This is a genomic window from Paenibacillus sp. CFBP 13594, assembly GCF_014842675.1.
Classification (GTDB): domain Bacteria; phylum Bacillota; class Bacilli; order Paenibacillales; family Paenibacillaceae; genus Paenibacillus; species Paenibacillus amylolyticus_B.
This window is the reverse complement of record NZ_JACYVQ010000012.1, coordinates 164,868-177,781: the sequence shown is the minus strand read 5'-3', so window position 1 is coordinate 177,781 and position 12,914 is coordinate 164,868. Positions and strand designations below refer to the sequence as shown.

11 protein-coding genes are annotated in these 12,914 nt (G+C 44.0%); 3 read left to right on the top strand and 8 right to left on the bottom strand.

All coding sequences use genetic code 11. From position 1 onward, the window contains the following. Positions 1-690 precede the first annotated feature (690 nt). The 3 genes from IFU39_RS28305 to IFU39_RS28295 all read right to left on the bottom strand — a co-directional run bounded on the left by IFU39_RS28305 (position 691) and on the right by IFU39_RS28295 (position 2,706). Positions 691-1,866, bottom strand: a complete 1,176-nt coding sequence (locus tag IFU39_RS28305) for a YhgE/Pip domain-containing protein (RefSeq protein ID WP_192136113.1) — start codon at positions 1,864-1,866, stop codon at positions 691-693. 75 nt (positions 1,867-1,941) lie between these two features. Further along, positions 1,942-2,373: a MarR family winged helix-turn-helix transcriptional regulator gene (locus tag IFU39_RS28300; protein WP_181155611.1), complete on the bottom strand. Its 432-nt coding sequence runs from the start codon at positions 2,371-2,373 to the stop codon at positions 1,942-1,944. Between the two features lie 165 nt (positions 2,374-2,538). Beyond that, on the bottom strand, positions 2,539-2,706 hold the full coding sequence (locus tag IFU39_RS28295) for a DUF3934 family protein (RefSeq protein WP_074093608.1): 168 nt from the start codon (positions 2,704-2,706) through the stop codon (positions 2,539-2,541). A gap of 312 nt (positions 2,707-3,018) precedes the next feature. Here IFU39_RS28295 and licT point away from each other — a divergent pair, with 312 nt between their 5' ends. The 3 genes from licT (at position 3,019) to IFU39_RS28280 (ending at position 7,417) form a co-directional block, all read left to right on the top strand. Beyond that, positions 3,019-3,879: a BglG family transcription antiterminator LicT gene (gene licT / locus IFU39_RS28290; RefSeq protein ID WP_105602179.1), complete on the top strand. Its 861-nt coding sequence runs from the start codon at positions 3,019-3,021 to the stop codon at positions 3,877-3,879. Between the two features lie 187 nt (positions 3,880-4,066). After that, on the top strand, positions 4,067-5,965 hold the full coding sequence (locus tag IFU39_RS28285) for a beta-glucoside-specific PTS transporter subunit IIABC (RefSeq protein WP_192136112.1): 1,899 nt from the start codon (positions 4,067-4,069) through the stop codon (positions 5,963-5,965). A 42-nt stretch (positions 5,966-6,007) separates the two neighbouring features. Beyond that, positions 6,008-7,417 (top strand): glycoside hydrolase family 1 protein, encoded by a 1,410-nt coding sequence (locus tag IFU39_RS28280; protein WP_074093605.1) that lies wholly within the window; start codon positions 6,008-6,010, stop codon positions 7,415-7,417. 99 nt (positions 7,418-7,516) lie between these two features. Here the strand turns inward: IFU39_RS28280 and IFU39_RS28275 are convergent, their stop codons facing one another. The 5 genes from IFU39_RS28275 to IFU39_RS28255 all read right to left on the bottom strand — a co-directional run bounded on the left by IFU39_RS28275 (position 7,517) and on the right by IFU39_RS28255 (position 12,778). Beyond that, the gene (locus IFU39_RS28275) at positions 7,517-8,737 is read right to left on the bottom strand and encodes an MFS transporter (protein ID WP_101314786.1); all 1,221 of its coding nucleotides are present in this window, start codon (positions 8,735-8,737) and stop codon (positions 7,517-7,519) included. 32 nt (positions 8,738-8,769) lie between these two features. After that, complete coding sequence (locus tag IFU39_RS28270; RefSeq protein ID WP_192136111.1) at positions 8,770-9,369, bottom strand: TetR/AcrR family transcriptional regulator; 600 nt, start codon at positions 9,367-9,369, stop codon at positions 8,770-8,772. A gap of 127 nt (positions 9,370-9,496) precedes the next feature. Beyond that, positions 9,497-10,645, bottom strand: a complete 1,149-nt coding sequence (locus IFU39_RS28265; protein ID WP_192136110.1) for a S1C family serine protease — start codon at positions 10,643-10,645, stop codon at positions 9,497-9,499. A gap of 14 nt (positions 10,646-10,659) precedes the next feature. Continuing rightward, a complete protein-coding gene (locus IFU39_RS28260) occupies positions 10,660-11,787 on the bottom strand; it encodes an FxLYD domain-containing protein (RefSeq protein WP_192136109.1) in 1,128 nt (375 codons plus the stop codon). 574 nt (positions 11,788-12,361) lie between these two features. Next, positions 12,362-12,778, bottom strand: coding sequence for a VOC family protein (locus IFU39_RS28255; protein WP_192136108.1), 417 nt, complete (start codon positions 12,776-12,778; stop codon positions 12,362-12,364). Between the last annotated feature and the right edge of the window lie 136 nt (positions 12,779-12,914).

Here is a 12,914-nt window from a genome sequence, read left to right as displayed (position 1 = left end):
ATTGAAAAGAGCGATAAGCTCATTTTGAATCTGACGAGATTAAAAATCTCATTTGTGCTCCAGTCGATCCAAGCCAAGGCTTGTTTCAAACTTTTGCGTTCATTCTGCAAGCAGAATGTTCACTCACTCGTTGTTCAGTTTTCAAAGATCAAACCTGTTTCGTTACCGAACGCCGTTCTCTTCAGCAACTCTTATATAATATCATGTCCGAACCAACTTTGCAAGCTCTTTTTTTTAAGTTTCTTTCGAAGCTTATTTCAATCGCTTGCCGCACCAGTGTTAAACCGTGTTTTCTTGGCCGGATTAATAATATATCACGTATAAATATTAATTACAATACTTAATTTAATATTATTCATTTACTACAAACCAACTACCTTTACTGTGTCGCTCTCCTCTATCCCAGTGTAAAGTTTAAACGACACTCTCCCCATTCATACATCACCATACATGTCTAATTGACTTAAACTCATTAGCCTACATCTCCTCTCATATATTTTAGCTTCATTAAGTACGCTCAATTTAGGTTGTCCTTTTATCAAGGTCATGTAAAATTACTGGGGGTACTGTAAGTTACCACGAGTATAAGTAGAACTATTATAGAAGATACACAAAGAAAGTGATGCACGCATAAAACTATACGTGAACCACTTTCTTGTGTGTTATTACATTATATATAGAAGGAAACTCTTAATGTTGTGCCTGTGCTGATGCTGGAGGCGTCATCGTCATTTGTCCATTACCTGCTTTTTGCATGCCAACTCGCAGCAACGTAATTCCCCACGTAATAATCGAGATCAACAGAAGATGAACCATGTATCCCCCCACTGCTTCTCCACTATAGATCAAACGCATAAATCCCTGTACCCCATTGGAAGCGGGCAGAAAGTTTCCTATATAACGGTAGAATGGCGCCAGCATCTCGGCTGGAATGATATTTCCTGCTGTCATCAACTGGAGCGGAACCATAGCAACATTAAATAGAGGGCCTGCATTACCAAACAGGGCAAAACTCATTTGTGTAAAACAGATACAAGCCAGACTCACCAGCACATGATACAGATACAAAGCGCCGAAGGAGCTCGCAACATCCGTGAACTGAAGAGCTACTGTATCCACAATTAGGGGAACAATCACAGCTATACACAATAACAGCAATTGCCGTCCCCAGAAGATTTCCCATTTGGAATGGGTACGCTTCATGATATTCGACGTAATATTGAACTGAATGTTCATGGTCATCGAAGCAATGTAGGTGATAAAACCCAGAATCATGGGCAGCATCGATGTTGCAAAATCACTCACGCTGTTCGTTTTATTAATTTCAGCCTTCACAGGCCCTTCATTCATCTTCTCCATCGCTTGTCCAATAGCTGCACTCAGTTCATCGCTGTTTATACTGTCATTATTGAGTGTCACTTGAACCTTGGATTCCAGAATCCCTTGACCCATTTGTGCGGTCATTCCGGTCGCGGCATGTTCCACAATGGATTTGGCTACATCCGCATTTCCCTGATTGATATAAAAGGACAAGCTCGCCTCTGTACCTCCTTCAATCTGGTCAGTGAATCCTTCCGGAATAACAATAACCATCGCATAGTTACCTGCATTCATCTGTTGCTCAGCTTCCTCGGCAGATCCCAGAACATTGACATGGAAAGGCGCTAGCGTTTCAATCTGCTTCTGCACCTCTGTTCCCTGTGTCCCATCTTCGTTCACGAGAGCAACTTGAAGTTGATCCACTCTCTCCGTGGCTTGATGATAACCCGTCATCCAGATCACAACAAATAACAGCGGAACAATCAATGCAAAAACCAACCCTATTTTTGTCTGTGGCACTTTAAGAAAATCTTTGAAGCTTTTCATTCGTTCACGACTCCCGTTAGGTTAAAATAATTGCACTACATATATATGCACATGCACATATTTGATCAAAAAAATTTATTTCATCTTTTCATAGATGCGATTCATCACATTCATGAATGCTTCAAGCTCTTCAGGGGAACATTCGGCGAGTGCCTCTTGCTCTTGCTGTTTTGCCTTTGGTGTAAGAACGTCATTCATTTCCAGTCCTTCCGCCGTCAAACAAAGCAAAACCGCTCTGCGGTCCTGTGGATCTTCTTCTCTTGTCACCAGACCTTTGCGAATCAACTTGTCTATAATTTTGCCTACCGTTGTCTGGTCCCGCACTGTTAATTCAGCCAGTTTTTTCTGTGATATATGGCTTCCAGCCTTGCTCAATTCATTCAGAACTGCAAATTGTTCCGGAGTAATATCCTGTTCGCTCAGATTTCTGGTTGTTGTTTTTTTGTATGCCAGATACGTCCGTGACAGAATCAGTCCAAGTGGATTTTCATCCATATTAACAGGCATGCTGTTGCTCCTTTCTCTATATAGTAGCACTACCATCTAATTTGCGTAAGCTCTATATTATTACCATATTTACAATACTGTCAATTTAATTTTTTATCTTTTCAAGCAAAAAGAGACCCACCCGTTAGTCAGGCAGCTCTCTCCTCTGGCATCGTCAAACCATACTTACTCGGGCTTGCCACTTGAAGTTTCGGTATCATCCTTCTTCTTTGTACCTTTACTTTTATAAGGCTTCGGGGCACTTTTTGCCCGGTTTGCAGCGGCTTGCCAACGGTTCCAGCCTTTTTTACCCGTACCACGGCCGGTGCCGCCTTTTCCTTTTGCATTGCTCATGTTATCACTCCAATAATCCTGTATATGCTTAAAAATGACCGTCCTCGGTAACTTATTATGCAACCCAGCCCATCTAATTCACTTCCAGCATTTCTTATTATACCAAAAATCCACGTCTTTACGTCCATTTCCAGAAATCATTGTATTGTTATTCTGTTATGAAAGCGGTATAGTGGACATAATTGAAAGAGGAAGCTGCGTCTTCTTCGGGATTGTTACTGGTAAGCAGGCGATACCCAAACCAAGGCTGTCTATTAAGCCTTAGTTTGGGTTTTTTGTTATTATTACGACCAATTGAGGTGAAACACATATATGATCATCCGTCAGATTTTTAACAACAATGTCATCCGGGCTGAGAACCAGGTTGGTCACGAATTTGTTGTCATTGGCAACGGTCTTGGCTTCAAAAAGAAAAACGGGCAGCCTGTGGATGAGGATAAAATCGAAAAAACCTTTGTGCTGAAATCAGATAAAATACCGCAAAAACTCATTGATCTGATTGGGGAAACATCGGTTGAATATTTGAAGTTAGCAGACGAAATTGTGGGCCATGCCAAAAAGGAAATGGGTGATATTTTTAGTGATAATATCTATATATCATTGATCGATCATATTCAGTTTGCCATTACCCGGTACCGTAAATCCGTCGGGCTGAAGAATTCCCTTTTGTGGCAGATCAAGAAGTTTTACAAGAAGGAATTTGGGATTGGCATGAACGCTGTGGAGCTGATCCAGGAACAATTCGGCATCCAGATGGATGAACATGAGGCCAGCTTTATTGCAATGCATTTTGTAAACGCTCGTCAAGATGCTCAAGGCATGAAACAAACCGTTGAAATCACTGAAGTTATTGATGATATCTTCAACATTGTGACCAACCATTACCACATCGCCCTGGATGAAAATTCATTTAATTATTCCCGGTTTATTACCCATCTTCAATATTTTGTGCAGAGAATGTTGAGTAATGAACAGGAGCAATTTGCTTCAGGAGACAACTTTCTGTATGAGCAGGTGAAGGACAAATATAGCAAGGCATTTGAATGCACCCAATTAATCAATCAGTACCTTGAAGAAAGGTTTGAAAGTGCCATGTCCATTGATGAAAAGGTGTATTTGACGATCCATATTCAACGTGTCACTTCTCGTAACGAGTTGCTGGGCGCGGAATAAAAAAAGCTTGCAAACGATTACGGCGTCAGATATAGTAGGTCTCACAACTTAACGACAAGGATTGTTACTGCTCAAGCAGGCGATACCTAAATGATTGGCAACAGGTCATCTTTCCGATGATCATCATAGCCATTCGTTTAGGTATTTTTTTGTTTTCAGGCAATCTTAACAACAAAGGAGAATGAACATGGATCATAAAAAAATGGGGGATGACATCGTTCGTCTCGTCGGCGGAGAAGCCAATATCAATGGTCTTGTCCACTGTGCAACCCGGCTGAGATTTGACCTGAAAGATTCGAAAAAGGCCGAACGCGAAACGCTTGAAAAACACGATGGTATTATTACCGTTGTCGAAAGCGGTGGCCAGTTCCAGGTGGTCATCGGTAGTAACGTGGCTCATGTATATGCGGAGATCATGAAAAACCGGGATTTTGAAGGAGATTCCTCCTCATCGGCTGAGTCCACGGGGGAAAAAACCTCGCTATTATCCAAAGTTTTTGAAATTATATCCGGAAGTTTCTCGCCGTTAATCCCGGCTATGGCAGGATCAGGTATGCTAAAAGCTTTGCTGACTGTCCTGACCATGCTCGGATGGATGTCGGATACAAGTGACACATACTTGATTTTATCCGCTGCCGGCAACGCTGTATTTTATTTCTTGCCCATCTTCCTTGGCATCACACTGGGTATGAAGCTGAAAGCCAATCCTTATGTAGCTGGCGTAATTGGTGCCGCTCTGATGGAACCGAGCTTCACCGGGCTGATGGATAAGGGCTCAGATGTATCGTTCCTGGGTATACCGGTTGTCATGATGAATTATTCAGCCAGCGTATTCCCAATCTTCATATCGATCAGTATCTATGCTGTTCTTGATAAGTTACTCAAAAAAATCATTTTGAAAGACCTGCAATTGTTCCTTGTACCGATGATTGCTTTGATGATTATGGTTCCTCTGTCCGCAATGGCCTTTGGACCATTCGGCACCACGGTAGGTGACTGGATCTCCTCCGGCGTAACTTGGCTCATTGGTGTCAGCGGTATATTATCAGGGATTGTACTCGGTGGATTCATGACCTTCATGGTTGTCTTTGGACTCCACTGGGGCTTCACTCCAATCACGATACAGAATATCGGGGTTGGCGGCGATCCGATTGAAGCCATGGCTGCTGCAGCTGTATTTGCACAAATCGGTGTAGCCTTCGGTATTTTCCTGAAAGCCAAAAAGAATAAAACCCTGCGAACCCTTGCTGGCTCGACCAGCCTTACCGGTTTACTTGCAGGAGTAACTGAACCAATTGTATACGGTCTGATCTTGCGTTATAAACGTGTAATTCCTATCGTAGTCATCGCAGGTGCGATCGGCGGTGCCATTAATGGTCACTTTGGTGTTAAAATGACTGCTTATGTGTTCCATAATATATTTGCCATTCCTGTCTATACACCAACGGTTGTCTACGTGATTGCTATTGCCTGCTCCTTTGCTGTAGCAGCGGTATTAACGGTGATGTTTGGTTATGAAAGCAAAACGAAAGACATAGCTTCCGAGAAAAATGAATCTGGTTCCAGCCCATCGGCTGAAAGTACGCCGGTAGAGCTTCCTGTCGTACCTGAGACCAAAACAACAGAAATCAAAAAGGAACAAATTTATAGCCCACTTACAGGTAAAGCCGTAGCACTGAGTACCATTAATGACCCAGCCTTTTCGACTGGTGCTATGGGCAAAGGTTTGGCGATTGTCCCTGAGATTGGTGAAGTTGTTGCTCCGGTAGACGGTGTTGTCACTTCCCTCTTCCCGACTGGACATGCCATTGGATTAACCACCAACGCAGGAACGGAAATCCTGATTCATATCGGCATCAATACAGTAGCGCTAAAGGGAAAACACTTCTCTCCTGTCGTTCAGGAAGGGGATATCGTCAGACAGGGCGATTTGTTGATCCAGTTTGACATCGATAAGATCAAAGAAGCCGGATACGAAACCGTAACCCCTGTCATTGTAACCCTAACGCAGCAAGAAGTGGATGTGTTCGAAACGAATCAAGAGCAGGTACAGAAAAATGATGTCCTGCTGACTCTCGTTGTCTGACACAACTTATCTTATACGAATTCAACTAAGGAGGAACTAACCATGAAACATACTCAACTGAAGCCATTTCCTAAAGATTTCTTCTGGGGAGGTTCAACCTCTGCCTATCAGATTGAGGGAGCCTGGAATGAAGATGGCAAAGGTCCTTCTGTCATCGACATGGGCAACCATGTGGAAGGTGTAACCGACTTCAAGGTAACCAGTGATCACTATCATATGTACAAAGAAGATGTGGCGTTGCTGGCCGAAATGGGCTTCAAAGCATACCGTTTCTCGATCGCATGGACACGCATCTATCCGCAAGGAGCGGGTGAAGTGAATCCGAAGGGTCTCGCGTTTTACGATTCTCTCATTAATGAGTTAATTAAATACGGTATTGAACCCATAGTGACGATGTATCACTTCGATCTTCCTTATGCGCTTGAAGAAAAAGGTGGCTGGTCCAACCGTGCAACAATTGATGCTTTTGAACAATATGCCAAGACCCTCTATGAGAACTACGGAGATCGGGTTAAATATTGGTTGACCATCAACGAACAAAATATGTTGATCCTGCATCCCGGCTCTCTGGGTACACTGGATACAACACTTGTTGATCCGCAAAAAACACTGTATCAGCAAAATCACCACATGCTGGTTGCTCAAGCTAAAGCCATGGTGCTATGTCATGAAATGCTGCCTGAAGCCAAAATTGGCCCAGCACCCAATATCGGTGTAATTTACCCGGCGAGCTCCAAACCAGAAGACACACTCGCGGCTGATAACTATGCTGCCATTCGTAACTGGCTCTATCTCGATATGGCGGTATATGGACGTTATAATCATATTGCCTGGAGTTATCTCGAAGAGAAAGGATATACGCCTGTCATTGAAGACGGAGATATGGACATCCTGGCGCAAGGAAATCCTGACTTTATTGCGTTTAACTATTACACTTCCCAGACGGTTGGTGAAAGTCTGAACGATGGCAATGACTTCTCTCATACAGGAGACCAGCATGAAATTGTGGGTGAACCAGGCGCATATAGAGGATCTGTGAATCCCAATCTGCAAAAAACGGAGTTTGGTTGGGAAATTGATCCGGTGGGCTTCCGCTCTACCCTGCGTCAGATCTACTCCCGTTATCATCTGCCATTGATTGTTACGGAAAACGGTCTGGGTGCATTTGATAAACTGGAGGAAGGCGACGTGGTTAACGATCCATATCGTATTGAATTTTTCAATAAACATATCGAACAGATTCAACTGGCAATTACGGACGGCGTGGATGTATTTGGCTTCTGCCCTTGGTCTGCGATCGATCTGGTCAGCACACATCAAGGGTCGAGCAAACGTTATGGATTCATCTATGTGGATCGTGAGGAATTTGATATCAAGGAATTGAGACGTATCCGCAAACAGAGTTTCCACTGGTATCAAAAACTGATTGAAACGAATGGAGAAATTCGTTAATACCGTACTCCTTTAATATCATAATAAAAAACAGTCGACCACACGTTAGGTGTGATCGACTGTTTTTTGTGTTAATGTACTTCATTTCCAATTATAAAATTACATTTCAGCCTTCGGTTGTTTTACCGCTTTGGCACCTCTAAGTACCCGTAGGGATAACAGGAAACAGATCGCCAAAACCGCTGCTGCAGAAACATAAGGATAGTTAATATTCACATCGAACAATGCTCCAGCTACGATCGGGCCTGCGATATTCCCCAAACTGGTATACGCCGAGTTCAATCCGGCCACAAAGCCCTGTTGTTCTTGTGCCAGTTTGGACATCTGTGTACTGATCGCCGGACGCAAAATGTCCATACCCAGAAAGACGATAAACGTTACGACAAGAATCATCCAGTACGTACTTACAAACAAGGTCAATAGTACAAATACGGCTACAAATAACAGACAGACTGAAATGACCATCTTTTCACCAAACCGATTGAGCAACCAACCGATCAGGGATACTTGCACAACCGCACCCGCGATGGAACCAAATGTAATGATAAATGCAATGTCTTTGGTCGTGAAGCCAAACTTATGATCCACAAACAGTGAAAATACCGTCTCGTAGTTCGCCAGACCAAATGCCATAACAAATACAATAATCAAACTGAAAAAGTACGGTTCACGGTATGAATTCAGCAGTTGGGATACCATACCCGGAGCTTTGACCTTCTCTGCGCCAGCTACAGGTTTAGTTTGCTCTCCTGTGCTTCGCGTGGATTCAGGCAAAATAATCAATGTGATAATCGATGCCAGCAACCCGGCAACCCCTGCGGCGTAGAACGGAATTCGAATGCCAAAGTCAGCAATGTATCCACCAATTCCCGGTCCGATGATAAATCCGGTTGTAATGGCTGCATTAATCAATCCCATACCTTTGCCGCGTTCTTCCTCTGTTGTAATATCTGCGGTGTAAGCCATAACCGCCGGGAAGATCATCGCCGCACCAATACCACCAAGCATCCGGGCCGCGAAGAGCAAGACTGGTGCATTGACCGCACCAAACATAAACTCCGATACGGCAAAGATCAGCATGCCGCCAACGATAATTTTTTTACGTCCCCATGTATCCGACCATCGACCCGCAAGCGGGGAGAACAGAAACTGGGTGAAGGAAAATGCCGCTACCAGCAATCCAACCGTGAATCCGGTGATATGCAGTAGATCCATATACGCAGGCATGATCGGCACAACCAGACCAATACCCGTAAAAACAAGAAAAATATTAAACATTAACAGCAGCAGTGCGCCCCTGTTCCGTGTAAGTAATGCCATGATTCCATCCTCCGTAGTTGTCAAAATGTTGCTTAAGCATTATCCTTTGCAATCCCATGTAAGAATACACTGGCGGCCTGGCGGTATAACGCAAGAGCCTGATCAGGCTCCATCCCCCGTGACATCTGACTAAGACCAACAATGGTACTTTCCAATATGAGCGCGAGATTATCTACATTGTCTGCTTTGAACTCACCACTCTCAATGCCTTGCTCTATCATTTGTTTATTAAATTGAATATGCCGCTCAAACATTAAGGAGATCCGCTCCTCAATATCATTTTCTTTCTTTTCCCCTGTGAAGAACTCATCAGCCGCCTTCGTCAGGGGGTGATTCATATCGTCCAGAACTAATTGCTCCGCCAAACCATAAATCTTCTCCGTGGAGGTGTGATAGAGATGTTCTTTGGCCGCCCAGCTCTCTTCCCACTCCCGGTCCCATTCATCGATTAGATAGAGGAACAGACCTTCTTTACTTTTAAAATGGTAATATATATTGCCTTTGCTGCTGCCCGTCGCAGCTACAATATCCTCAATGGATGTTGCTTTATAACCTTTTTGTACAAAAAGGGCTTTGGAAGCATCCGCAAGTTTCTTCTTGGTCTGCTCGGTTTGAAGTTGCTTTTTATTCATATTCATTCCATTTCACTCCGTCCCATCCATACTGAACATTCGTTCTGTATTTTAACAGATGCACCCAATATAAGCAATCAAAAAAAGGAGAGTAGCACATCAGCCAACTCTCCTTTTTTGATTTATTTTATGTTATTTTCTTACCTTTACCATGCAGTATTTTCAATTGGCCATTCTCAGAAGCAACCTGATATGTAACCTTATACTTCGTGGTTACATATTCGCCATCCCTGCGTTCATCGGCTGTAATCACTGCAGTCACTTCCATCCCGTCATTGCCCTTGTCTATAGAGGAGACCTCTCCAATCGTCACATAACTGGTATTCAGGTAACCCTCACGAAATTTGGCATAACTTGTGCCACTCTGCCATTCACTTCCGAGCAAAGCATAAGCTGTAACATAGTCACCTAGATTCAGACTGTTGTAAAACTCGGTCACCGCCCATTCTGCTTTCGCTGAAGCAGAGGTCGATCCCGATCCATTACCACCAGCCGTCTGAACCGCCGTTGTGCTGGATGGTTTCTTGGACCAGGCTTGCACTTGCTTCAGCACGGTAGTGATTGGGATACTGAACCCGATCCCACCCTCCTGCTCCACAACGGCTGAGTTAATACCAAGTACTTCGCCCGTCTCTGCGTTGATTAGTGGTCCACCACTGTTGCCATGGGTAATCGGCGCCGAGATCTGATACAGATTGCTGTAAATGTAAGGCGCAATTTCGAAGCTGCGTCCAACACCGCTGATAATGCCTGTAGTTACCGTGTTCTCTAATCCCAGCGGGCTCCCAAGAGCTAGGATTTCATCTCCAGTCTCGGCTTTAGATTTGGCGATAGCCAGCGGTTTCAACTTTTTCAGATCAGGTACTCGAACAACAGCAATATCTGTTTCTTCCCCGATTCCAATTACGGTTCCTTTGTATTCCTCATGATTCAGAGTATGTATCGTCACTTCCTCCGAACCTTCTACCACATGAGCATTGGTTACAACATCTCCCTGATCATTATAGAGAAAACCGGAGCCTAGCCCGCTGCTACTCTCGATCGTAACCACTTTCTTCTGACTCTCTTCAATAATCTGTTTACGTGTTTTCTTCACGGCTGTCTTGGAGGACGGTTTGGATGCTGCGTTTTCTGTTTCTTTCGCATTAACAACTGCCAATCTCGGTTCAGCCTGCAACTGATCTGCTGTATAACTGTGAATCCAGAACACGCCTCCTGCTCCGGCTCCTATAATGATTGCACTGGATATAATGGTGCTCCATATTCGTTTGCCCATTCCGACCTGTCCTCCTATTCCAGATACCACGTTGCATTCACAACAGATACTTCTGCTTCTTGGTATACACCATAATAATACGTCTCAAAAAATCCTTCTTCACCCACTTCAAGCCAGCTTGGATACACATCCACATAGGTTTGCCCTAGATAAGTGCCGTCTGTACCATATATATCTACCATAACGGTGACGGAAGAGATCGGCCGAGTTGCATTGTTTATGATTGAACCGCTAATATACAGGTCACCATACATATCAAGCGCGGCTTCGACATTCACAATGCTCACTGCCGACGTTCGATTCTTCAGATCTTCTTCTGCTGCCTGCTGTTCGGCAAGTTGAATTCGTTCGGCTTCCGCTTTTTCGAAATTCTTCTTCTCACTTAGCACTCGATCACGATACGCTGTCAGTTTGTCATCCTCCGGCGCATAAGACAGCCCTTGATCGACCGTTTGCAATGCCGCTGTAAAATCCTTTGTCTTGACTTGCTGCTCAGCCTGCTTATAGCTAATCCCTGCCAGCTTATCAACAATTTGCTTCTCTACTGCTTCGGCTTCCTTACCCTTCAGATTCGATATCGTATCCAGCTTCTCAGCCAGTGCCTCTACTGTCGTCAAACTATCGATTTCTTTCTTCACCTTCAGCACAGCCAGCGTAACCTTTCTATTACTTAATGTGGCACGCACTTTGGTGAAAACAGGCTCTTCTCGCTCTTTCAGTACTTTCGCTACTGTCTGAATGGATTTGTCTCCTTCTGAGAGTTTTCCTGTTTTCAGATTTGTGGCAGCCTCATTCAACTGATTCATCAGATTGAACGCTTTCGCCGTAATTTGACGATCCTGTATAAGTGCATCATAGTTTGGTCGTTTCACTAGAGCGGTGTCTAGCAGTTGAAGAGCCTCTTTATATTTCCCCTCTAGTGCAGCTTGTTCCGCCTGTTGATGCAGAGACTTCACCTCCGCATTAATACCCATCTCCTGCTTGTAGTAGAACGTCAGTAAAGCCCCCATCACGGCTGCCAGTAACAGTGGAATGATCCAACTAAATGCGCGGCCTTGACTGGTATTGCCCTGTCTGAGTGCAGGCTGTTGCTGCCGGGATAATAATTCGGCTGTTTCTCCTGTTCTTTTTTCCAAACCCACTGCTGTTTCCGCCCAGATCTGTTCCTCTGTGGAGCTTGCATCTTTCAGTTTTGTGTTACACTTTCTGCACGTACTATCCCCAGGACTACTTTTGGTCCCACATATGTGACAATACATCCTAATCCCTCCATCAAAAAGAAACGTATGTATACTTACCTTCTAACTTTCTAGTACATGAGCTATAGCATCTTTCGGTACAAAACGTCAACATGAATCGACACTTATCATATAGCAAAAAGGTAAATTACACCATATGTTATCCGGATAAATTCGGTGCGTGTTTTCCATAAACGAAGAAGGAGATATCGACACGCGGTATCTCTCCTGTTCAGCCCTGCTGTCCTGCGCGCACCCGGATGTTGCCCAGTTCGTTGGCATTGATCGCAAATGCGTTACCGCCCTGTCCAACCGATGCTTTGGCTGACTGTCGTCCCTTTTTAAAAAGCTCGGGTTATCCTATTCATGTCCATGTACATGGGGATGTGTGAATGCATACCTCAGATAATAAATGGATGCAGAAAAGAAGCAAAAAAACCTTCCTAATATTAGGAAGGTTCTACTAATTTTCATTTTGTCAATCCGAAGGAAAAGCACTTAGGTCCATATAGGAAACTTCCCACAGATGGTCATCCAGATCCTGAAAACTCCATCCATACATGAATCCATGATCCTGTGGTTCGTTGGATGGCTTCCCTCCTGCATCGAGGGCAGCTTGTACAATCACATCTACCTGCTCACGGCTATCTACAGACAGGGCAACGATGACTTCGGTTGTATCGGCAGCATTGGAGATTTTTTTCGAGATGAAGGATTGGAAACGTTCCTCCACCAGAAGCATGGCGTAAATATTTTCCCCGATGATCATACAAGTAGCAGACTCGTCCGTAAAATTGGCGTCAAACTCAAATCCCACCTTGGTAAAAAATTCAACGGATTTCTTCAAATCTTGGACAGGTAAATTGACAAAAATCTGCTTAGCACGAATAGCCACCATGGATCACCTCGAACTCATAGAATACATTCCACCTCAAAATAACACCTCGCGTATACGCTGTCAATTGAATATAATGGAGACATTCCAACTTGTGAGGTGACACGGATGTTGCTCCGTATTGTTCGAAGTAAGT

Bases quoted from the DNA above. Each gene is read 5' to 3' on its own strand.
- IFU39_RS28305 (WP_192136113.1), bottom strand. From the start codon at position 1,866: ATGAAAAGCTTCAAAGATTTTCTTAAAGTGCCACAGACAAAAATAGGG.
- IFU39_RS28300 (WP_181155611.1), bottom strand. From the start codon at position 2,373: ATGCCTGTTAATATGGATGAAAATCCACTTGGACTGATTCTGTCACGG.
- IFU39_RS28295 (WP_074093608.1), bottom strand. From the start codon at position 2,706: ATGAGCAATGCAAAAGGAAAAGGCGGCACCGGCCGTGGTACGGGTAAA.
- licT (WP_105602179.1), top strand. From the start codon at position 3,019: ATGATCATCCGTCAGATTTTTAACAACAATGTCATCCGGGCTGAGAAC.
- IFU39_RS28285 (WP_192136112.1), top strand. From the start codon at position 4,067: ATGGATCATAAAAAAATGGGGGATGACATCGTTCGTCTCGTCGGCGGA.
- IFU39_RS28280 (WP_074093605.1), top strand. From the start codon at position 6,008: ATGAAACATACTCAACTGAAGCCATTTCCTAAAGATTTCTTCTGGGGA.
- IFU39_RS28275 (WP_101314786.1), bottom strand. From the start codon at position 8,737: ATGGCATTACTTACACGGAACAGGGGCGCACTGCTGCTGTTAATGTTT.
- IFU39_RS28270 (WP_192136111.1), bottom strand. From the start codon at position 9,369: ATGAATAAAAAGCAACTTCAAACCGAGCAGACCAAGAAGAAACTTGCG.
- IFU39_RS28265 (WP_192136110.1), bottom strand. From the start codon at position 10,645: ATGGGCAAACGAATATGGAGCACCATTATATCCAGTGCAATCATTATA.